This is a genomic window from Bradyrhizobium sp. Leo170, assembly GCF_004296405.1.
In the GTDB taxonomy this organism is placed as follows: Bacteria; Pseudomonadota; Alphaproteobacteria; order Rhizobiales; family Xanthobacteraceae; genus Bradyrhizobium.
The window spans coordinates 1-22205 of record NZ_PSRR01000065.1; the positions used below are offsets into that span (position 1 = coordinate 1).

The 22205-nt window shown below is 64.1% G+C and carries 19 protein-coding genes and 3 pseudogenes; 10 read left to right on the top strand and 12 right to left on the bottom strand.

Annotation, left to right across the window (positions count from 1 at the left end; all coding sequences use genetic code 11):
* The first annotated feature begins 443 nt into the window (after positions 1–443).
* From CWO89_RS49515 to CWO89_RS14010, 6 genes are all read left to right on the top strand, one after another.
* On the top strand, positions 444–818 hold the full coding sequence (locus tag CWO89_RS49515; protein ID WP_463698846.1) for a DUF2946 family protein: 375 nt from the start codon (positions 444–446) through the stop codon (positions 816–818).
* Between the two features lie 124 nt (positions 819–942).
* Positions 943–4302, top strand: coding sequence for a TonB-dependent receptor domain-containing protein (locus CWO89_RS13990; RefSeq protein ID WP_130579318.1), 3360 nt, complete (start codon positions 943–945; stop codon positions 4300–4302).
* A 71-nt stretch (positions 4303–4373) separates the two neighbouring features.
* Positions 4374–5180, top strand: coding sequence for a tonB-system energizer ExbB (exbB, locus tag CWO89_RS13995; protein ID WP_130579320.1), 807 nt, complete (start codon positions 4374–4376; stop codon positions 5178–5180).
* Positions 5181–5185: 5 nt separating this feature from the next.
* Positions 5186–5620, top strand: a complete 435-nt coding sequence (exbD, locus tag CWO89_RS14000; RefSeq protein ID WP_130579364.1) for a TonB system transport protein ExbD — start codon at positions 5186–5188, stop codon at positions 5618–5620.
* Positions 5617–6339, top strand: coding sequence for an energy transducer TonB (locus tag CWO89_RS14005; protein ID WP_130579322.1), 723 nt, complete (start codon positions 5617–5619; stop codon positions 6337–6339). Before exbD ends, CWO89_RS14005 begins: the two co-directional genes overlap by 4 nt.
* A 150-nt stretch (positions 6340–6489) precedes the next feature.
* Positions 6490–6846 (top strand): hypothetical protein, encoded by a 357-nt coding sequence (locus CWO89_RS14010; RefSeq protein WP_130579323.1) that lies wholly within the window; start codon positions 6490–6492, stop codon positions 6844–6846.
* A 355-nt stretch (positions 6847–7201) separates the two neighbouring features.
* Here CWO89_RS14010 and CWO89_RS14015 read toward each other — a convergent pair.
* The 10 genes and pseudogenes from CWO89_RS14015 to CWO89_RS14055 all read right to left on the bottom strand — a co-directional run.
* A pseudogene (locus CWO89_RS14015) lies at positions 7202–7884 on the bottom strand (tyrosine-type recombinase/integrase); the annotation flags it as partial.
* A 13-nt stretch (positions 7885–7897) separates the two neighbouring features.
* Positions 7898–8038: pseudogene (locus CWO89_RS14020) on the bottom strand (DUF1488 family protein); the annotation flags it as partial.
* A gap of 38 nt (positions 8039–8076) precedes the next feature.
* Positions 8077–8373 carry a hypothetical protein gene (locus CWO89_RS14025; protein ID WP_130579327.1) on the bottom strand — a complete coding sequence of 99 codons (297 nt, stop codon included), beginning with the start codon at positions 8371–8373 and terminating at the stop codon, positions 8077–8079.
* Positions 8366–8635 carry a hypothetical protein gene (locus CWO89_RS14030; protein WP_130579329.1) on the bottom strand — a complete coding sequence of 90 codons (270 nt, stop codon included), beginning with the start codon at positions 8633–8635 and terminating at the stop codon, positions 8366–8368. Before CWO89_RS14030 ends, CWO89_RS14025 begins: the two co-directional genes overlap by 8 nt.
* A 308-nt stretch (positions 8636–8943) precedes the next feature.
* Positions 8944–9024, bottom strand: a pseudogene (locus CWO89_RS46930) (acyl-CoA thioester hydrolase); the annotation flags it as partial.
* A 207-nt stretch (positions 9025–9231) separates the two neighbouring features.
* The gene (locus CWO89_RS14035; protein ID WP_130579331.1) at positions 9232–10152 is read right to left on the bottom strand and encodes a metallophosphoesterase; all 921 of its coding nucleotides are present in this window, start codon (positions 10150–10152) and stop codon (positions 9232–9234) included.
* A gap of 214 nt (positions 10153–10366) precedes the next feature.
* Positions 10367–11410, bottom strand: a complete 1044-nt coding sequence (ruvB, locus tag CWO89_RS14040; RefSeq protein ID WP_130579333.1) for a Holliday junction branch migration DNA helicase RuvB — start codon at positions 11408–11410, stop codon at positions 10367–10369.
* Between the two features lie 34 nt (positions 11411–11444).
* Positions 11445–12062, bottom strand: coding sequence for a Holliday junction branch migration protein RuvA (gene ruvA / locus CWO89_RS14045; protein ID WP_130579335.1), 618 nt, complete (start codon positions 12060–12062; stop codon positions 11445–11447).
* Positions 12059–12586, bottom strand: coding sequence for a crossover junction endodeoxyribonuclease RuvC (gene ruvC / locus CWO89_RS14050; RefSeq protein ID WP_130579366.1), 528 nt, complete (start codon positions 12584–12586; stop codon positions 12059–12061). Before ruvC ends, ruvA begins: the two co-directional genes overlap by 4 nt.
* A gap of 189 nt (positions 12587–12775) precedes the next feature.
* On the bottom strand, positions 12776–13522 hold the full coding sequence (locus CWO89_RS14055; protein ID WP_130579337.1) for a YebC/PmpR family DNA-binding transcriptional regulator: 747 nt from the start codon (positions 13520–13522) through the stop codon (positions 12776–12778).
* A gap of 200 nt (positions 13523–13722) precedes the next feature.
* On the opposite strand from CWO89_RS14055, the gene CWO89_RS14060 reads away from it, so the two are divergent.
* From CWO89_RS14060 to CWO89_RS14075, 4 genes are all read left to right on the top strand, one after another.
* Complete coding sequence (locus CWO89_RS14060; protein ID WP_130579338.1) at positions 13723–15486, top strand: methyl-accepting chemotaxis protein; 1764 nt, start codon at positions 13723–13725, stop codon at positions 15484–15486.
* Positions 15487–15751: 265 nt separating this feature from the next.
* On the top strand, positions 15752–16216 hold the full coding sequence (locus CWO89_RS14065) for a (2Fe-2S)-binding protein (RefSeq protein ID WP_207234478.1): 465 nt from the start codon (positions 15752–15754) through the stop codon (positions 16214–16216).
* A 10-nt stretch (positions 16217–16226) separates the two neighbouring features.
* Positions 16227–18431 (top strand): xanthine dehydrogenase family protein molybdopterin-binding subunit, encoded by a 2205-nt coding sequence (locus CWO89_RS14070; protein ID WP_130579342.1) that lies wholly within the window; start codon positions 16227–16229, stop codon positions 18429–18431.
* The gene (locus tag CWO89_RS14075) at positions 18428–19771 is read left to right on the top strand and encodes a c-type cytochrome (protein ID WP_130579344.1); all 1344 of its coding nucleotides are present in this window, start codon (positions 18428–18430) and stop codon (positions 19769–19771) included. Before CWO89_RS14070 ends, CWO89_RS14075 begins: the two co-directional genes overlap by 4 nt.
* A 96-nt stretch (positions 19772–19867) precedes the next feature.
* On the opposite strand, the gene CWO89_RS14080 is transcribed toward CWO89_RS14075, so the two are convergent.
* Both CWO89_RS14080 and CWO89_RS14085 read right to left on the bottom strand, forming a co-directional pair.
* Positions 19868–21325 (bottom strand): hypothetical protein, encoded by a 1458-nt coding sequence (locus tag CWO89_RS14080; RefSeq protein ID WP_130579346.1) that lies wholly within the window; start codon positions 21323–21325, stop codon positions 19868–19870.
* Between the two features lie 194 nt (positions 21326–21519).
* Entirely contained in the window at positions 21520–22170 is a 651-nt protein-coding gene (locus tag CWO89_RS14085; RefSeq protein WP_130579348.1) for a LysE family translocator, read from the bottom strand.
* Between the last annotated feature and the right edge of the window lie 35 nt (positions 22171–22205).

Consider the following 22205-nt stretch of genomic DNA (forward strand, 5'->3'; position numbering starts at 1 on the left):
CCCCAAGGATCATCCGGCACCGGCGCAACGGCCAACGCCGATTTGCAAGGCACAGTGAAGTTTCTCGCTTGTGGCCTGTCTCTCGCACTGGCTATCCCGCAAATCTCCGGCATAACTGCGACAGCTCAAGAGGGCCCGCTGGTTTAGACGCTGGCCGGCGCAAGTACCCCGACTTCCACCTGTGAAGTTGGAAACCGATGTCGCTACGCGGGCACAGACAACACCGCTGCCAGGCTCGGGTGCCAAGTCCGCGAGATGTGATTCTTTTCCTGAGGTCGCGCTAATTAGGCGGTCTGGAGACGATCATCACCGGTCCCCGTCGAATAACTTAGGTCTTCGCCCGACGGCTGGTCGATTTTCGACCGCAAGGCCAATTTTCGACCCTTTGATGTTACGACAAGCTTGGATAAGATCGGCTTCGAGCGAAGGGCAATTGCTTCCGGATGCGTTGGTTTCGGAAACATAATAGGCATGGTTCATGGCTTGCGCTGATCGCGCTCGTCATCAACCTGACGCTGGCCTTCGGTCACGTTCACGGCTTCGCCGGGAAAGTGCCCGAGCGCTCCGGCGTGCTGATTGCCGCCATAGCGGGCGCCGATGGCGGCCAGAATCGTCATAGCCCGTCAGACAGCCATCCCGACTATCTCTGTCCAATCTGCATGGCCACTGCGGTCATGGGCAACGGCCTAGCGCCAACTCCGCCAGCGCTGCTCGTGGAATTTGCTGATGCGAGGATCGATCATCCGATCGATCATTTCCGCTTCTTGCTACAACCGCCGCGGGCCGCGTTTGAATCACGCGGACCTCCGATTTCCTGACATCGCTGCTTCGATCCCGCTGGCGCCGCGCCATGGGGGCGCGCCGCGAGCCGGGGCCGAAGCTCCTTCCGTACGACGACGCTTTTGCGTCGCGGGCAGGCGTTCAGTCAGGAAACATTCCTTCATGGGCACTCCGTTTCTCTTTCGCACCTTCCGCGGCATTTTGCTGTCGGCATCGTCGCTCACGCTCGTGGTGGCATCGGGTGCAGCCGCGCTCGCCCAAGCCCCCAGCCCGGCCCCCCAGGGGACGAGTTCGACGCCGCAGCCGAGTGCCTCCCCGTCCGCGCAACCTTCGCCGCAGCCAGAAAGCTCGGCCACGCCGGCGCCCTCAGAGTCACCGGCCAATTCGCCGACCCCGCAATCAACGCCGGCCGCGCAGGCCGCGCCTCCGGGAGCCAACGTTCTGCCCGAGACCCGGGTCGCCGCGCCTGTCGAGCGGCGGCGGCCGCGAACGCCGCCGCCAAGGCAGGTCGTGCGTAATCCACCGTCGACAGCGACGGCCGTGCCAAGCGCGGAACAGGCCCAAGCTGCGGCGAATCGCCAAGTCGTCCAGCAGACCCAGACCTTCGACCAGCGGCGCGACAACGTCATCATGCCCAAGGTTGGCACGACGAACTATCAACTTAGCCAGAGGGATATCGAGAACCTCCCGCAGGGAAACGCCGCGCCGCTCAAAGATGTCGTGCTGCAATTTCCGGGCGTCTATCAGGATTCGACGAGCTCGGGCGATTTTCACGTTCGCAACGAGCACGCCAACGTTCAGTACCGGATCAATGGGATCCTACTGCCCGACGGCGTGTCCGGCTTCTCGCAGCTTCTTGAGACCTCTTTCATCGGCAGCATAGGGCTGCTCACCGGTGCGCTGCCGGCGCAGTATGGCCTGCATACCGCCGGCATCCTCGACATCACGACCAAGAGCGGAGCCGCGCTCTCCGGCGGCAGCGTCAGTATCTACGGCGGCAGCCGCCAGACCATTACACCGAGCTTCGAATATGGCGGGGTTGAGGGCAACACCGACTATTACGTCACCGGCCGCTATTTGAGCACCGGCCTCGGCCTCCAGAATCCCATAGCTACCCTCAACGCCATTCACGATCATTCGGAACAGGGCAGGTTCTTCGCCTATACGTCCACGGTGCTTGATCCGACGGCGCGCGTGGTCACCATTTCAGGTTTCAGCGAGACCCGTTATCAGATTCCCAACAATCCCGGACAGCCGGGTAATGTGGGAGGCTTTTGCGGCGGTCCTTTCGATCCCGCGAACCCCTGCCTCAACCCGGATGGCATCCCCAACCCGAATGCTCCCCCCTATACAGCCTTCGGCAAAAGTAGCTTCGATTCGGCCACCCTCAATGAAAATCAATATGAGAAGAACGCCTACAACGTCATTGCCTGGCAGAAGTCGGAGGGCAATTTCGATGCCCAGCTCGCGTATTATTCGCGTTATAGCGATGTTCACTTCGTTCCCGACCCGGTGGGCGATCTCTTCATCAACAATGTCGCATCCGATGTTTATCGCAATTCCTTCCTGAACGGCGTGTCGGGCGATTTCGCGTACCGCTTGAACGATGCGCACACTCTTCGCGCCGGCTTCTACACCAACGGCGAGCAGAGCCAGATCGCAACCGTAAGCACCGTCGAGCCGCTAGACCCGAACGATCCGAGCGGCCTGACGGCGATCGACAGGCCCTTCAACATTCTCGATAGCAGCAAATTGTTTGGCTGGCAGCTCGGGGCCTACGCCCAGGACGAATGGCGGCTGACCCACGAACTCACGTTAAATTACGGCCTGCGGTTCGATCAAATCTACCAGTACGTCGACGCGAACCAGCTCAGCCCGCGCGCGAGCCTGACCTACAAGCCATGGTGGTCGACCGTCCTGCACATCGGTTACATGCGAACGTTCGAACCGCCACAACAAGTGCTTGGTCGAACGATTCCGACCCAGATCTTTAATGGCACTACCGCGGGCACCCCAATCATCACCCCCGATCAGGCGGCCGTGCTGCCCGGCCAGGTGGCCGGCTTTCCTCTCCAGAATGTCGGTGCGATCCAACCCGAACGGGCGAATGTGTACGACGCGGGCTTCACGCAGCAACTGCTGCCGCAATGTCCGACGACACCAGGCGCAACACCCTCCAAAGCGCCGGTCGCAGCCGCAAACTGTCCGACCCTCGAACTCGGCGGCAGCATCTACTACAAGACCGCCAGGGACCTCCTCGACGATGGCCAGTTCGGCCAGGCCTACGTGCTCACCGCGTTCAACTATGACAAAGCCGAGAATTACGGTGCCGAACTGAAACTAAGATTCAGGTATGGCGGCTTCTCTGCTGACACCAGTTGGGCGTGGGGGGTCCAGCACGCACACACTGTCGTGTCAAATCAGACCCTGTTTAGTCCAGACGACTTGGTCTACATCCAGAACAATTGGATCCACACCGACCACGATCAAACCTATACAGGTTCAGGAAGGATCGCATACCGGTGGACCGACACCAACAGCTGGTTGGACGGCACCACCGCGAGCGCAACGTTCATCTACGGTAGCGGCTTGCGCACGGACCCCCCGAATTTGCCGCCAGGGGTAGTCTGCCCCAACTGCGACCACCTGCCATCCTATTGGCAGATCAATACCGGCGTGTCGCACGAGTTCGCCCATGGCTGGAACGGATTGCCGGTTACGGTTCGTTTCGACGTGGTAAACCTGACCGACTACATTTACCAGATCCGCAACGGTGCCGGCATCGGTGTGTTTGCGCCTCAATACGGACCGCGGCGCGGATACTACTTTGGCATTTCGCAGAAGCTCGGGGCTCCGGAGAAGGTTGCCGGCGTTCTGCCTGGCTTCTACACCAAGGTCCGTAACTCGGCACCGACAGCTTACTATTGGGCCGGTCCCTACGTCGGCGCCAACTTCGGTGGCGCCTTCAGCGGCGGCGAGCACGTGGCCACGCCGATCGGCACCGACAGAACCAATCCGGCGGGCGCGCTCGGTGGCTTGCAGGCCGGCTACAATTTTCTGGTGGCTCCGAACTGGCTGGTCGGGATCGAAGGCGAACTCGCCTGGACGTCAGCTCAGGGTAAAGCCAATTTCGTTGATCCCGCCGGCACGGCGGCGCTCTCGATCACCAGCGACCACAACTGGTATGACACCCTCACCGGCAGGATCGGCTATGTCACCGGGCCGCTAATGCTCTACGCAAAGGGCGGCGCCGCGTTGATGAACGCCGATTATCGTATGGAGGTGAATAGCGGGCTCGACGGTCTCACTGTTGCTCACGCCACCCGTCCCGGATGGATCGCGGGCGGTGGCCTGGAATACATGCTGGGATCACACTGGTCGGCGAAGCTCGAGTACGACCATCTCGACTTCGGCAGCAAAGGGCTCAAGTTCGTCAATTCGTTCGGCACGAACGTGACTGTCAAGACCGAGGTCAACCAAGTCAAAGCCGGCGTGAATTATCACCTTGAGGGATTGCTTTAGCGACTGGTTAGCGCGAGCAGGCCCACAGGTAGGGGCAAAAGTGGGGGCCGATTGAGACGAGAAAGAACGAGATGAAATACAGCAAAACAAAGCCTCAGCGCAGAATTTGGCTCCGGCTGCTGCCGAGTGGCCTCATTCTTGCGGCCTTCGCCATCCACTCGCAGCCTGCGGTCGCGCAAGTTCCGGATTCCCTGCTGCCGCGGAATCTGTCGCCGTGGGGAATGTTCCTCAACGCCGATATCGTCGTGAAGGCTGTCATAATCGGGCTCGCCTTCGCCTCGCTCGTGACCTGGACGGTCTGGCTTGCCAAGACCATCGAACTGCGCGTCGGGAGGGGCCGCGCGCTGCGGCGGGTGAGAATGCTGGAGGAAGGCGGCAGCCTCACGGAGGCGGCGCATGAATGCAATGGCGACCGCGATGCTGTCGCGCAGCTGATCCTCTCGACGGCGCGCGAGGCGGAACTGTCCGACGGTATCGTCGACGACGGCTTCAAGGAGCGTGTCGCGCTTCGGCTGGAACGTGTGGAAGCGGCGATGACGCGAGAGATTTCGCGCGGCATTGGCATTCTTGCCACCATCGGCGCGACGGCCCCCTTTGTCGGCCTGTTCGGCACGGTTTGGGGGATCATGAACTCTTTCATCGGCATTTCGGAATCCCATACCACGAACCTGGCGGTGGTTGCGCCCGGCATTGCCGAAGCGCTGCTCGCCACCGCGCTCGGGCTTGTGGCCGCTATCCCGGCCGTCGTGATCTACAACCATCTCGCCCGCGTGATCGCCGGCTATCGCGCGCTCCTGACTGACGCCTCGGCGCAGCTCCTGCTTCTGATCAGCCGCGGGCAGCCCCGCGATGTGGTCCTGCCACGCGCTGCGGAGTGATCGCCATGGCCGTCCGTCTTGGTTCTCGTTCGAACGGCGATGATCTCGAGATCCAGCACGAGATCAACGTCACGCCCTTTATCGACGTGATCCTGGTGCTGCTTATCATCTTCATGGTAGCCGCGCCGCTTGCAACCGTCGACATCGGCGTAAACCTTCCCGCGAGCACGGCACCCGAGCAGCCTCGCCCGGACAAGCCGGTTTTCGTCACGATCAAACCGGACCAGACCATTGCCGTCGGCGAAAACGTTGTGGCGCGCGAAGCCCTCGCTCGTGCGCTGGATACTGCCACCAACAACCACAAGGACGAAACGATCTTCGTCCGAGCCGACAAGTCGCTGAGCTATGGCGAGCTGATCGAGGTTATGAACACCTTACGGGACGCCGGCTATCTCAAGCTTGCCCTGGTTGGGCTTGAAGCGCCGACGACGAAGCCATGAACGCCCACGCCCTGCATCTGCCTGACAATCGCGGCCTATCACGTTGGATGCTAGCGGCGCTGGCAATCCTGCTCGCGCATGCCGCAATCGTGGCCGCCATTGCACTGTGGTATTCCCGCAGGCCCGTCGAGCCAAACATCATTCCTGCGATAAGCGTGACCCTCGCCCCAATCGAAGCTAGTTCGCCCGAGGTCCAGAACCAGGACATCGCGGTCGGCCCGACCATGCAACAGGCGGAGGAGACACCCAAGGAGCAGCCCAAGCAGGAGCAGCCAGTCGAGAAGGTCGAACAGCCGCCACCTCCGCAAGCACAGGCCGAAGTCACCCTGCCTCAAGAGACGCCAAAGCAAATCGAGGAGCCAAAGCCGCAGGTACAGCCGCCCGCGCCCGAGACGCGCGCGCCGCCGAAGACGGAGCATGTCGGTCAGTTCTCACAGGCAAGCGCGAAGGCCTATAACGCCCTCGTGTTCGGTCATCTACAACGCTTCAAAAGGTACCCGGCGGCGGCGCATGGTGCCTCGGGAACGACGGTGCTGCGGTTCGACCTGAATCGTGCGGGGGAAGTGATCGCAAGCGAAATATCCAAATCGTCAGGCAATACAGTGCTCGACCGGGAGGCGCTCGAACTGCTTCATCGCGCCAGTCCCTTCCCGCCCTTCCCGGCCGAGAAGCCCGGAGCGCGCGATAGCTATCTCGCACCGGTCGCTTTCGCGCGCTGAGGCCTGCGGCGAGATCCATAGTTTCGTCGGGATGAGGATTGTCTATGCCGAGGACGGGAGATCTCAGTGAGCAATAGACCGCACGGTCAGAGTAGTAGACCAGCCCATTTGCCTCGGTCGGATTGTTAGCCACTCACAGAGGAGTGCCGAATGACAATGCGAACCTCGTTGTTGGCCCTTTTCCTTCTGCTTTGCAGTGTGGCGACGGCTGCTTCCATGGGCAGCGCCGTCACCAAGAATGATCCTTGGAATCCTCATCATATCGACGATCTACCTGCCGAAGTTCGACAATATATCGCGGCCATCTGCAAGGGGCCTCCGAGCGCCCAGAATGATTTTGCAACCTACTCTCCGCACGAGAAGCGCTGGCGGATCAATCTCGAATACCTTCGATGCGACGGTTTGGGCCAATATCGTCGAGGAAATCAATGTCTGGATGTTGACTTCATTGCTGTCGGCTCGCATTTCCGGCTTGCCAGAAGGGACTACAGAGACTGTGGCTTCTAAATCTCGGTCGGTGATAAGACTCCATTTCCACTGACCAGTCGCTACAGCGGCGCGCGCGCGTCCACGGTTCGTAGCTGCCAAGGTCGACCTTGACGTGTGTGTCTGACATCTCGCCGTTTAGTCCTTCTGGGATCTCCGGCGACGTCCGCGCTTGACTACACCGCCGAATGAGGACGCGCTCGCACTCTGACGCGTAGCCGCTCTTCACGCACCCGGTCAGCTCTCCCGGATTTGATGACAGCACTGCGCTACGCGACGGGCTAGAGATGGGCCACCATATGGTATTCCCCTTAGCGGCCGAAGATACTCGCCGCCTCAAAGCGATTGCGTCATGGTTGATGTTGGCCAACGGCACCTAGGCAGCCAAGCGGCCCGCCTCTTCGGCCTCGATCGAATCGGCGCCCGAAGCCCTCTTCAGAAAGCGAGCCAGCGCGGCCTTTCGCGAATCGCGGTCCAACGCGTAGGCGGTTTGCTTGAACTCGATGCCGTCAAGGAGCCCTTGAATATAGCCAGAGATCCTATCCGCAGCCATGATGATGCCGTGTCAAGCGTATGGATGTACTTGCTTGTCACCAAACCCTTGGCATGACCGACCAGCGCCGCGATGGTCACCTCGGTAAAGCCGAGATCGTTGGCGATGCTCGCGAAGCTGTGGCGTAGGACGTGAGGAGTAATATCGGATAGCGGGGAGTCCTCGAAGAGATGCTTCCAATGGTTCGGGAAGCTGCCGAATGCGTTGTCCTCGCCCTGCCCCGGGAAGACGTGTGTGCAGACATTGTCCGGGCGCCGTCGCTCGAGATATTCGACGACTGGCAGCCCTATGGGGCGGATGGATTCACCCTCCTTACTGTCGTCCAACCGCAAGCAACTCGACGCGGTGTCCGCTTCCGTCCATTTCAAGCCGATCATCTCGCTGCGTCGACAGCCGGTCAGCGCGAGCTGGCGAGAGATGTCCACGATCGTGGCATATTTCTCGTGCCTGGCTGCGTCGCGGAGCATCCGACCGAGTATTCGGTATTCAGCCTCCTGTGCCTCACGCTGACCCCGCTCTCGCGCGCACCACACCTTCCAGTTCGTCCATGGCGGAGGTCGAGACCGCGCAGGGAATCTCCTTCTCGCCGTCGAGCATCGAGAACAGAACGACCATCCTGTCGTATTCGTAAGCGATGAAGCGACCGTGCGTGAGCGTCATATCAGCCACTCCTTCATAAGCGTGTCGCGGTACCCGACTCAGCTCTGCTCGGCAAGCCGGACAAAATCCTCAAGCACGGCTGCGACGAGATCGCGGTGCCTTGTGTCTTCGGGCGGCAGGCCCGCGGCGTACAGCTTGAGTATATAGCGCGCCTTGGCGGCCGCCTCCGGCCATGACGCGGCGGGAATTGACAACAGATGGTCCTCCACCTCGGCCCGGCGCTCGCGCAGTTCCCGTGCATGGGTCTCGACCTCCGCGAGCGCACGGCGGATGTCGGTTGCCTTTTGCGCCGTCACGCCGCGGTGACTGTCGAGATCGAGCGGTTCGTCAGCCATCGGATGCGCTCGCGTCGATGCGTTGGGCGTCGGCCAGATCGACAGAGCCGATCGAGACCACCTGCATCGCCAACCCGCGCGAGCCTTCCACCGGCACCTTGATCATGGTGGCGACGCGGCGGAACGCCTCGAACGATAGCCCCTCGATCGTCTCCTCGTCGATGACGACCTCATAGGCGCCGGCGGGCAACAGTCTATCGATGCCCCTGACCCGGAAAGAGTTCTTGAAGGTGACGACTTCGCGTCGGGAACGGACGGTCATGCGCGCTACCTTAGAAACTCTGGCCGGTCGTGGTGCGGACCCAACGATGATTGCGTCGATCGTCCAGGCGCTGAAGTCGAGCCGGTGATCGGTCCGTCGGGTGCGGTCCTGGTGATGATGGCCGAGATGAGGGACGCTTTCCGTAACTTGGTCGACTGCATTATAGTGCATCCGGTGCGCAAGCGGATGCCCTACGAATACACACCGTACCTGAATGCCGCTGCCCTTTTCAGCATGAAGCTTTTCTCAGAAGACCGCCACAAAACAGGAACGATGAGTACTGCCTAATACGACAACGTCCAGTCAGGGAAATCCGTGTCCTCGTAATAGACGCGGACCTGCATGTGATGGCGGCCGTCGCGGACCTCGCCGTCGAGGGAAACGTTCATTTTGAACTCGACGCGGCTCGTTCGCGAGCCTGCTCCAGAAACTCCTCCAAATCCCAGGGGACAACCCGCCCAGCCTCGACGTCGGCCATCCCTTCGTCGATCGCCGCTCGGAGAGCGTGGAGCTTCTCGGTGTCTTCACCAGTCAAACTCATGACGCCAATGCTAGCAGCTTGCGTCACAACTGCACAGAGACCAACCAATATAAGCTTACGCCACCGCCGGTCCGGCCTTCCCGAGCGCCACCAGTACGATCTCCGGGGGAACGCCGATGCGGAACGGCATGATGCTGCAGCCGAGGCCGCCGGAGACGATGACGTCGCAATTGGTGCGCAGGTGGCCGTAGGCGAGCTCGACGCCCTGCCGCGGCGGCACCGCGGGCGACCAGCCGAGCAGGCGGACCTGGCCGCCATGGGTATGGCCGGACAATTGCAGCGCCACGCGTGAGGGGACGCGCAGCGCGACGTCAGGCTCGTGTGCCAGCAGGATGACCGGCGCATCGTCGGTGACTTTCGCGAGCGTCGCGCCGAGATCATCGACGCCGATACGGCGCACGGGGCGGAAACGCCGTGCCGGCATATAGGCGAGCTGATCGCCGAGGCCGGCGAGCCAGAACGGGCGGCCGGCCTTGGTCAGGCGCTTTGCATCGTTCTCGTAGACCGGAATGCCGTTGGCTTCGAGCGCGCGATGGGCCACCGTCAGCCCTTGCCCCTCGCGCTGCACGGTCTTGTCGTCCCAGTAATCGTGGTTACCGAGGATCGCGTGCACGCCGAGCGGCGCCTTGAGGTTCGCCAGCACCGCGGCCCATTCGCTTGCCGGAATGAAGCGCGTAACATGGCGGTGGCCGGCGACGTAGTCCCCGAGCATGACGATGATGTCGGGCTCAAGTGCGTTGGTGCGCGCGACGATCGTCTCGATGCGCTCCAGCGACATCCAGGGATCGCAGGCGTGCAGGTCGGCGATCACGGCGATCTTCAGCGGGAAGTCCGCCGGCCATCGCGGTGGGGTGAGATGGTAACGCGTGACGCGGAGCCGCAATACCGGCTCGACGCCAAAGCCATAGGCCGAGGTCGATGCAGTGAGGGCGGTGAGGCCGCCGATGGATCTGAAAAATTGACGCCGTGAGAACATGGGGATGATCGGTGATGCCCCTCGTTGATGAGGTCCGATTGGAGCGGAATTGCGGTGCGTTTGTGCAGATTGTCAGGGGTTGTCCTGCACGAGGATGTGAACGCGCGATTCCGTAGCCCGGGTGGAGCGCAGCGCAACCCGGGACTCCTGCGCCAACGTCTACGAGCGGCCCCGGGTTACGCCGGCGCTCCACCCGGGCTACGGGAATCGAAAATCAATCGTCGTCGTTGCCGAACAGGCCGAATTGCGAGGGATCGCGCGAGGGCTCGGCGAGGCCGAGGTGGCGGAAAGCGTGCGAGGTGAGGAGCCGGCCGCGCGGCGTGCGCTGCAGGTAGCCGCACTGGATCAGATAGGGCTCGATGATGTCCTCGATCGCATCGCGCGGCTCCGACAGCGCCGCCGCCATCGTCTCGACCCCGACCGGCCCGCCGCCATAGTTCATCGCGATGGTGCTGAGGTAGCGGCGGTCCATCGCATCCAGGCCGGCGGCATCGACCTCGAGCGCGGAAAGCGCGTGGTCGGCGATGGCGCGGTCGACCGACGTGGCGTCTGCCGCGGAGGCAAAATCTCGCACCCGGCGCAGCAGGCGGCCGGCGATGCGCGGCGTGCCGCGGGCGCGGCGGGCGATCTCGTTGGCACCGTCAGGACTCATGCCGATGTTGAGCACGCGGGCGCCGCGGGTGACGATCTTCTCCAGCTCCTCCTCGGTGTAGAAATTCAGCCGGATTGGAATCCCGAAGCGGTCGCGCAGTGGATTGGTGAGCAGGCCGGCGCGGGTGGTGGCGCCGACGAGGGTGAACTTTGCAAGCTCGATTTTCACCGAGCGCGCGGCAGGGCCTTCGCCGATGATGAGGTCGAGCTGGAAATCCTCCATCGCGGGATAGAGCACCTCCTCCACCGCCGGGCTCAGGCGATGGATTTCGTCGATGAAGAGGACGTCGCGCTCTTCCAGATTGGTCAGAAGCGCGGCGAGATCGCCGGCTTTCGCAATCACCGGGCCGGAGGTGGCACGAAAGCCGACACCGAGCTCGCGCGCGACGATCTGCGCCAGCGTGGTCTTGCCAAGACCCGGGGGCCCGACGAACAGCACGTGATCCAGCGCCTCGCCGCGCTTGCGTGCGGCCTCGATGAAGATCGAGAGATTCTTGCGCGCCTGCGCCTGGCCGACGAATTCGGACAGCGATTGCGGACGCAGCGCCGTGTCGCCGACATCATCGGCGCGACGCTCGGGCGTGACGATGCGGGAGGGCGGGTTCACGACGCCTGCTCCGTAACGATCGTAGGGTGGGCATTCACTTCGCCAGCTCCTTCAGGCCAAGTCGAATGAGCTGCGCCGTTTCCGCCTGCTCGCCTGCGCTGCGCGAGGCGGCGGCGATGGCGGCGGCGGCTTGCGGCTGGCCGTAGCCGAGATTGACGAGGGCGGAGATCGCGTCCGTCACCGGACGCGGCGCGCGCTCATTGTCGATGGCGCCGGCGAGATGGACCACTGCGGGATCGACATTGGCAAATTGAGGCGCCTTGTCCTTCAACTCGCTGACGATGCGCTCGGCGACCTTCGGGCCGACGCCGGGCGTGCGCGCCACGGCCGCCTTGTCACGCAGCGCGATCGCGTTCGCAAGGTCGGAAGGCGGCAGCGTGCCGAGCACGGCGAGCGCGACCTTGGCGCCGACGCCCTGCACGGTCTGCAAGAGGCGAAACCATTCGCGCTCGTTGTCGGTGCGGAAGCCGAACAGCTTGATCTGATCCTCGCGCACATAGGTCTCGATCGAGAGCACCGCGGCCTCGCCCGGCGAGGGCAGCGCCTGCAGCGTGCGCGCCGAGCAATGGACCTGATAGCCGACGCCGCCGACGTCGAGGATCACGTAGTCCTCGCCGTAGGAGTCGATGAGGCCTTTCAATTTGCCGATCATAGGCTGGCTACTCTCAGCCGCAGCGCGGTGCTTTGGCGGTGATGGGCATGCGTGATCGCAACCGCGAGTGCGTCGGCGGCGTCGGGCGATTGCGGCTCGGCCTTGGGCAGCAGGATCTTCAGCATCACGGCGATCTGGTTCTTCTCGGCGTGTCCGGCGCCGACGACGGTTTTCTTGACCTGGTTCGGCGCATATTCGGCGACCTCGATGCCGAACATTGCGGGCGCCAGCATGGCGACGCCGCGGGCCTGGCCGAGTTTCAGCGTCGCGACGCCGTCCTTGTTGACAAACGTCTGCTCGACCGCGGCCTCTTCGGGGCTGTAGTCGCCGAGCACGGCAGCCAGCCCCTCATGGATCGCGAGCAGCCGGCTCGCCAATGGCAGCCGTTCCGACGGCTCGATCGAGCCGCAGCCGACGAAAACCAGCCGGTTGCCCTCGACTTCGATCACGCCCCAGCCGGTGCGGCGGAGGCCCGGGTCGATGCCGAGGATGCGGGTGGGCTTGCGAATCGGCTGGACTGTCATGGAGTAGTGATAACCGCTGCGTTTCGAGAACGAAACACAAACGGGGAGGTCATGCACGGGGAAAGCGACGACCACACCCACCCCGTCATGCCCGGGCTTGTCCCGGGCATCCACGTCCTTCAGCACGCGTGGAAACGCGTGGATGGCTGGGTCAAGCCCGGCCATGACGGCATCACGAGAGAGATGAAGTTAGCCGCCCATCTTCGCCATCAGCGCGTCCGAGATCTCGAAATTGGCGAAGACGTTCTGCACGTCGTCGTGCTCGTTCAACAGGTCGATCAGCTTCAACAGCTTCTCGCCGGTCTCGTCGTCGACGGCGATGGTGTTTTGCGGCTTCCAGGTCAGCGCCGCCTTGCGCGGCTCGCCGAATTTCCCTTCCAGCGCCTTGGCGACCTCGCGGAAGGATTCCTGCGAAGCGTAGACCTCGTGGCCGCTTTCGCTCGACACCACGTCGTCGGCGCCGGCTTCGATCGCGGCATCCAGCATCGCGTCGTCCGAGGCGACTTTGTGGTCATATTCGATGATGCCGGTGCGGTCGAACATGAAGGCGACCGAGCCGGTTTCGCCGAGATTGCCGCCGGACTTCGTGAAGTAGGAGCGGATGTCGGAAGCGGCACGGTTGCGGTTGTCGGTCAGGGCCTCGACGATCACGGCGACGCCGCCGGGGCCATAGCCCTCGTAGCGGATCTCGTCATAATTCTCGCCCTCATTGCCGGCGGCCTTCTTGATGGCGCGCTCGATATTGTCCTTCGGCATGTTTTCCGCCCGCGCGGCAACGATCGCGGCGCGCAGCCGGGGGTTCATGGCGGGGTCGGGGGTGCCGAGCTTGGCCGCGACGGTGATTTCGCGGGCCAGTTTGCCGAACAGCTTGGACTTCTGGGCATCCTGCCGGCCCTTGCGGTGCATGATGTTCTTGAACTGGGAATGGCCGGCCATGCGAGGTCCCTTGGGAATCGTCTCTAAAATAGGGGTGAGGCGCGGCGTTATAGGCCCCCGACAGGCCAAAATCAAAGACTTGCGGCGTGTTCTGGCATGCCGGCCGTGCCGCCTGCCGGAAAATCAGGCAGCCGTTAACCACGACTTCACCTACGAATGAGAGAATCGAACAGTCCATTTCAACTTGCAAGAGAACCCCCATGGCGGCGTTCGGTTTGTTTCGCAAGCGAGGGCCGGAGCCGGTGGCGGCTGTCGAACCGAAAGTTCCGGCCGCAACGGTGCCAGCGCCAGAGGATAACACCTCCCCCGATACCGGCTCGGCCCAGGAGATCCTGGAACTGCTCGAACTCGAGCTCGGCGGCATGATCCGGCAGCTCGAGCGCGCCGCCCAATCGGTGGCCGGCGGGGCCGAGGCGACCGCGGCGACGCTTGCCACCATCCGCGAGCGCACGGATGCGCTGACCGGCCGCACCAACGCGGCGCAGACCACGGCCGAGACCTTCTCGCGGGCCGCCGACAAGTTCACCGATTCGGCGCAAGGGATCGGCGCGCAGGTCCGCGACGCCGGCCGGCTCGCCGACGAGGCCGGAGCCGCGGCGCGCGAAGCCCGCGCCAATGTCGACCGCCTCCGCGAATCCTCCGCCGCGATCGGCAATGTCGTCAACCTGATCGCGCAGATCGCGCGGCAGACCACCCTGCTCGCCCTCAACTCGACCATCGAGGCCGCGCGCGCCGGCGCCGCCGGCAAGGGATTTGCGGTGGTTGCGACCGAAGTGAAGGCGCTGGCGGTGCAGACCCAGGGCGCGACCGAAGAGATCACCAGGAAGATCGAGGCGCTGCAGAGGGATGCCGCCGGCTCGGCCGATGCCGTGCACCGCATCGCGCAGTCGATCGAGGCGATCCGCCCGGTGTTCGAGCATGTCCGCGGCGCGGTGACCGAGCAGCGCAAGACCACCGGCGAGATCGCGCAGAATGCCTCCTCCGCCTCGAGCTTCATCGTCGCGGTCGGCGACGGCGCCGCCGAGATCGATCATGCAACCAGGGAAGCCGAAGCGCATGGCAAGGATGTCGCCCAAGCGGGCCGGGCGGTGACCAGCTTTGCGCAAAAACTGAAATCGCGCTGCGCGGTGCTGCTGCGGCAGGGCGAGCGCGAGGACCCGCGCAAGGGCGAGCGGCTGCCCTGTAGCCTCAAGCTCGAGATGCAAGCGCGCGGCAGCATCATCACCGCGCCGGTCTATGAGATATCCATGGACGGCATCCTGATCTCAGGACCGGAGGCCGAACGGCTGCAACTGCACCAGAGCCTTGCCGCCACGCTTGAAGATGTCGGCGCGGTCAAGATCCGGATCGCCGACAAGACCAAGGCCGGCGCGCAGGCGCGCTTCGAGGCGCTGACCTTGGGGCTGCTCGAAAAGATCGAAGACAAATTGTGGGCGATCCGCGACGAGAACACCGAGTTCGTGATGCGCGCGATGGAAGCCGGCGTGGCGCTGACCAGGATTTTCGAGAACGGGATCGCGAGCGGCGCCATCACGATCGAGGACATGTTCGACACCGACTATGTCGAGATGTCCGGCACCAATCCGGTGCAGTACCGCACAAGAATATTGGACTGGGCCGACCGCGCGCTGCCGCCGTTCCAGGAGGCTTTCCTCGCCAAGGATCCGCGGCTGGCGTTCTGCGCCATGATTGACCGCAACGGCTATCTGCCGGTGCACAACAAGATCTATTCGCACCCGCAGCGGCCGGGCGATGTCGCCTTCAACACCGCCAACAGCCGCAACCGCCGTATCTTCAATGATGCAGCGGGGCTCGCCGCCGGGCGCAATCAGCGCGCTTATCTGATCCAGAGCTACGCCCGCGACATGGGCAATGGCCACATGGTGATGATGCGCGAGATCGACGTGCCGGTCCGCGTACGGGGCCGGCACTGGGGCGGCTTCCGCACGGCGTACAAGCTCTGACGGCCGCTTTTCTGGGCAGTCACTGCACTGCCCGGAACTTCACGCAGTCTTTTCAAAACGCACGGTTCTTTCGTGCGGCCCGGATCGATTGTCGCCTCCATCCCCTAGAATGACGCACGCGATTATGTGATGACGACCGTCATTTTATATATCGTCAGCGCGAATTAGCATTGCGGAATATGTCTTCGCTTCCTAGCTCGTCGCGATGCGATACGGTTTCGTTGACGCGTCCGCTGTCCGCGGCCGCTGAATTTGGGGTATGCTTATGGCAACGATACTCACCATCAATGGCGAACAGAAATCCTTCGATGCGCCGCCCGAAATGCCGCTGCTCTGGGTGCTGCGTGACATCTTAGGGATGACCGGCACCAAGTTCGGCTGCGGCATCGCGCAATGCGGCGCCTGCACGGTGCATATCGACGGCAAGGCGGTGCGCTCCTGCGTGTTGCCGGTGAGCGCGGTGCGCGACCGCGCGGTGACCACGATCGAGGCGGTCGGCAATTCGCCTGCCGGCGCGAAGGTGCAGAAGGCCTGGCTCGATCTCGAAGTGATCCAGTGCGGCTATTGCCAGTCGGGCCAGATCATGGCGGCAGCCGCGCTCTTGGCCGCGACGCCGAACCCCGACGATTCCGATATCGATGCGGCGATGGCCGGCAACATCTGCCGCTGCGGCACCTATGTACGGATCCGCGAGGCGATCAAGCAAGCCGCTTCCGGCCGCCAGTCGTAGGAGGCTCATCATGCTGACAGCAGAGAAACTCCGCCAAAGAAACAGCGCGGACGGCGTCTCGCGCCGCGTGCTCCTCACCGGCGGGCTCGCCACCGGCTTCCTGCTCGCCTTCCATCTGCCGCTGCGCGCGGCGAGCTATGCCATGAACGAACCGGTGCAGCCGCCTGATGTGACCGCGGGCAAGTTCGCACCGAATGCGTTCATCCGCATCGACGAGGCCGGCAACACCACGTTGATCATGCCGCAGGTCGAGATGGGCCAAGGCACCTACACCTCGATTTCGATGGTCCTCGCCGAGGAGCTCGATGCCGACTGGACCAAGGTGGCGCTCCTGCACGCGCCGCCGAACGACAAGCTCTACGGCAACCCCACCTTCGGCCTGCAGGTGACCGGCAACTCCAACTCGATCCGCGCCTGGTGGAAGCCGTTGCGCACCGCCGGCGCCACTGCGCGCGCCATGCTGGTGCAGGCCGCGGCCGCCGAATGGCAGGTCGATCCGGCAAGCTGCACGACGTCGAAGGGCGAGGTCGCCCATGCCGGCAGCGGCCGCAAGCTCGGCTATGGCGTGCTGGCGCTCGCGGCGCAGGGCCAGACGCCGCCCAAGGACGTCCTGCTCAAGGACCCCAAGGACTTCGTCTATATCGGCCAGTCGCTGAAGCGGCTGGATACGCCGGAGAAGGTCAACGGCAAGGCCGTCTATGGCATCGACGCGCTGCTGCCGGACATGAAGTTCGCCACGGTCGCCGCCTGCCCCGTGTTCGGCGGCAAGGTCGGGAAAGTCGACGATACCGCCGCGAAGAAAGTCCCCGGTGTGCGCAAGATCGTCGTGCTCGACGATATGGTCGCCGTGATCGGCGATCACATGTGGGCGGCGAAGAAGGGTCTCGAGGCGCTCAAGATCGAATGGGACGAGGGGCCGAATGCCAAGATCGGCTCGAAGGAAATCTGGCAGCATCTGCGCGCCGCCAGCGAGAAGGACGGCGCGGTTGCGAAATCGGTCGGCGACATCGCCAAGGGGCTTGCGACCGGTGACAAGTTCGAAGCCAGCTTCGAGATGCCGTTCCTGGCGCATGCGTCGATGGAGCCGATCAACGCCACCGTCCATATCAAGCCGGATTCTTGCGAGGTCTGGACCGGCACGCAGATCGTGAGCCGGGTGCAGTCGGAAGCAGCGAAGGCCGCCGGCCTTCCGGTCGAGAAGGTGATAGTCAACAACCACCTGCTCGGCGGCGGCTTCGGCCGCAAGCTGGAGCCGGACATGGTCGTTGCCGCGGTGAGGATCGCCAAGCAGGTCGATTACCCTGTGAAGGTGGTGTGGACCCGCGAGGAGGACATCCAGCACGACGTCTATCGCCCTGTTTATCGCGACACCGTCACCGCGACGTTGGTCGATGGCAAGGTGGCGGCATGGAAATACAAGGTCGCCGGCTCGGCGGTGCTGGCACGCTGGCTGCCGCCGGCGTTCCAGAAGGGCATCGACATCGACGCGGTCGACGCCGCGGTCGATGCACCCTACGACATCCCGAACTTCCATGTCGAATATGTCCGTGCCGAGCCGCCGGCGGTGCCGACCGGCTTCTGGCGCGGCGTCGGCCCGAACAACAACGTGTTCGCGGTCGAATGCGCGATGGACGAGCTGGCGCGCAAGGCCGGCAAGGACCCGGTGGAATTCCGCCGCGCCATGCTGGCGAGCAAGCCGCGGGCACTGGCGGTGCTCAACTCCGCCGCGGAGAAGGCCAATTGGGGCCAGCCGCTGCCGCCGCGCGTCGGCCGCGGCGTCTGCCTGCAGCCGTCGTTCGAGACCTTCATCGCGACCGTGGTCGAGGCCGAGATCGACGAGATGGGCGAAGTGAGGCTGCGCCGTGTCGTCTCGGTGGTCGATACCGGCATCGCCGTCAATCCTGATACCGTGAAGGCGCAGCTCGAGGGCGGATTGATCTTCGGGCTGACGGCGGCACTCTATGGCGAGATCACCATCGACAAGGGCCGCGTGCAGCAGTCCAACTTCCATGACTACCGCATGCTGCGCATCGACCAGATGCCGAAGATCGAGGTGCACGTGGTCAAGAGCGGTGAGCCGCCCGGCGGCATCGGCGAGACCGGTGTCAATGCCGGACCGCCGGCGTTGCGCAATGCGATTCTCGCCGCAACCGGCGTGGCGCTGCGGCGGATGCCGATCGACCGTTCGCTGATCGCCGTGGGGAAGAAGGCATGAGGCCGGCAATGCGTATCCTGTTGAGCCTTGCCGTGATCGTCATCGCGGCGGTGGCGGTCGGCGTCTGGATCGTCCGTGGTCCTGGCCCGCTTGATTTCTCCGGTGGCAACAAGGTGGCCGTTGCCGACTACCGCGCCGGCAAGCCGACCGGCGCGCCAGTGGCGCTGGAGAAAGCGAGCCAGGTTGAGCGCGGCGAATATCTGGCCAAGGCGGCGGACTGCATGGTCTGCCACACCAAGCCGGGCGAGAAGGAATATGCCGGCGGGCTGGCCTTCAAGCTGCCGTTTGGCACGCTCTATTCGACCAACATCACCCCCGACAAGGAAACCGGCATCGGCAATTACAGCGACCAGGATTTCCTGAACGCGGTCCAGCGCGGCAAGCGCCATGACGGCGCGATGCTCTATCCAGCGATGCCCTATGCGTCCTACACCTACATGACGGATGCGGACGTGCTGGCGGTGAAGGCCTATCTGTTCAGCCTGCCGCCGGTGCGTGCGCCGGCGCCGGAGAATACGCTGGCGTTCCCGTTCAACCAGCGCTGGGCGATGCTGTTCTGGTCGGCGGTGTTCAACCCGGACACGCGCTTTGCGCCCGACACCTCAAAGAGCCCGGAATGGAATCGGGGCGCCTACCTCGCCGAGGCGCTCGCCCATTGCGGCGAGTGCCACACGCCGCGCAATCTCGGCTTCGCGCTCGACAACCGCAAGAAATTTGCCGGCGCCGTGACGGCGGGCTGGCGCGCCTTCAACATCTCCTCCGACAAGGCCACCGGCCTCGGCAATTGGAGCGATGAGGCGCTCGTCTCCTACCTCTCGACCGGCCATGCGCTCGGCCACGGCGCCGCTTCCGGGCCGATGGGCGAAGCAGTCGACAACAGCCTGAGCCAGCTCGCGCCGGAAGACGTCCGCGCCATCGCCGTCTACCTGCGCAGCGTGCCGCCGCAGCCCTCGCCCGACCTGCCCGCGACCACGGCGCCTGCCGCGCCCGCCTCGCACAAGGAAGGCGTGACCGCGGATGCCCGCGGCAAAATCGTGTTCGAGGGCGCCTGCGTAAGCTGCCACGGCTGGACCGGCGAGAGCCTGGTGTCGCCGACGGCGACGCTGACCGGTTCGTGGGCGGTCAACGATCCGGCGGCCACCAACGTCGCGCAGATCGTGCTGTCAGGCACCAAGCGCACCACGCCCGACGGCGCGCTCTCGATGCCGGCGTTCGGCAACGCCTATTCGGATGACGAGATCGCGGCGGTTGCCAACTATGTCACTGCCCGTTTCGGCGCCAAGGGCTCGAAGCTCACCGCGAAGGATGTCGCGGAGCTGCGCCAGCAGACGGCGCAATAAGCCTTGTGCCGTAGCCCGGGTGAAGCGCCAGCGTAACCCGGGACCGCCGGTAGATGTTGATAGAGATGCCCCGGGTTGCGCTTCGCTCCACCCGGGCTACGGGAATCCGCGAACAGAGGCCGCGTGATCAGCTCCTATCGTCTCGGTCAGTTCGACGGCGAAAAGGGACAGCATGAGGCCCACCATCGGCACCGCGGGAATCAGATATCGCGAGACGTCGAGAGTGTGAGCGGCGGCGGCGGTCGCGATCGAAGCCGCCCACATCACGACCACGATGCCTGCGCGCGTCACGAAAGCTGGGCACCGACGCCGCACGGCGGCTACCGTCCAGAATATGACGGCGATAACGAAGGCAGCGGACAATGCCTTGAACAGATAGGTGGCGATGCCCGGGAAATCGGACAACAGGCTGATCCGAACTGATCCGCCTTGCAGATCGATTTGCTCGGGCGCCCGGCCGTGCCGCGCCATGATCTCGGACACGTGCGGCACGTCGTCGCTGGACACCGGTATGACAGGCTCGAGTGCATAAGGCGGCCATGCCGACGCGAGGCCATAGGCCATCTGACGGACGAACTTGCCTGCGTAGGCCAGCGGCCGGTCGCGCAGGGCGGCCAGGAAGATGCGCCAATAGGCTGCCGCCGCACTGACCGCATTTCCGGTGTTATCGGCGAGATCCCGATCCGGTTCGGTGTCGAAGAGGCACGCGTCGCCGAAGAACCCGAGCACGGGCCAGCGGCCCGGCTCCGCGGCGAAGTCGGCGGCAAGCCGCTCCATCGTGGCATCGGCGCGGTCGCCCGCCGCCGATACGATCTCGCGTCGCGCGGCGTCGCTTGCAAGCACGATGTTCAGGTGATTGCAGAACAGTGTCTTGGGGACGAACACGGCCGAGGCCTGGTCGGAGTTGGAAGCTCCGAACCGGGAGCCGGCGAGGAGGAGCGCCAGCGCTGCGGCGACGGAGACGGCCATCACCGCAAGGCGCGCGGGCGTGGCCGGCCGCGCGAGAGGCACGCCTACCAGGATGGCAGCGATCGGAACGAGGAGTCCCTGCGATCTCAGGCACGCCGCGACCGCCGCGCACAGGATGGAAGCAACGACCGCGCAGCATCGCGCCGCTCCATCGACGCAGGCGGCAACGAGCAATCCGGCCGTTGCCAGATTGAGGAAGACCGCGAAGAGAAGGTCCGCGGTGAGAACGTTCGTGAACAGCAGCAGGCCCGGATAGATCGCGACCAGGATGATCGGCACCAGCCCGACGGCGCTGCGCGTCGCCGTCTGCGCGGTTATCGCAAGCGCCAGCATCAGAGCGGCCCAGGCCGCCTGCTGCAGACGCACCACTGTTCCGAGGTCGCCTCCGAACGCGAACGTCATGGCCAGGAATGTCGGGTAGCCCGGATCGCGCCCACCCGCCACGATCGGCTGTCCTGCCTCGAGCGTGCGCAGCGCGGATTCCACGAAGGGCGGCGTGTCGCCCCAGATGACCGGGACCGCCGGTCTGAACGACACGAGAATTGCCAAGAACAGCGCGGAGAGCAGCGCGGCCCACGCCAGCACGGCCCATGGCCGCCACGGGGACCCGACGCCGCCGAGGGAGATGGCTCCGCCCCTTGTATGCGCTGGAGCTTCACGGTCGGACCGCACGATCACCGTCCACGGGATGAGATCCCGCCCCGGGCTTCATGCTAGACCAGGAAGCGCTACAAGACCATCGAGCGGTGGCAGGTCGTGAAAGCAGCGCAGCCCGGCAATCAGTCGGCTGGGCGCTTCGCCAGAACGAGGCCGATGCCGAGAGCGATCATCGCAGCTCCCGACGCCTCTCGCAGGCGGCGGATCAACGCGGGACGTGTTGCTGCGCCTTCGCGGATGCGGCTCGCCGCAAAGGCGACCACGATATCGGCGAGGGTGTTGAGCGCAACCGACACGAAGCCAAGCACGACGAACTGCACAGCGACGTGGCCTTCGGCCGGGTCCACGAACTGCGGAACGAAGGCAAGGAAGAAGGCTGCTGTCTTCGGGTTCAGCGCCTCGACCAGCACGCCTTCACGAAACGCCCGCCGCGGTCCGATCGGCGGTGCGACGGTTCCACCGTTCAAACCCGCCGACGTGTCCCGGCGGGCGGACAGGAAAGTGCGAAGGCCTATCCAGATCAGATAGGCGGCACCGATCAGCTTCAGCGCGGTGAACAGTTCCGCGCTCGCCAGCACGATGGCAGAAACGCCCAAGCTGCCCGCGACGACGTGGACCATGCCACCCAACCCGGTGCCAACGCTGGAGGCCACGCCTTCCGCACGGCCGCCGGCGAGCGTGCGTGCAGCGACGTAGAAGATGCCCGGACCGGGCGTGACGGCGAGCACTAATGCCGCGGCGAAGTAGAGGGCGAGTTGAGCAAGGTCTGGCATGACGATCGGCTTTACAGCATCACGGGCCCAGCGCC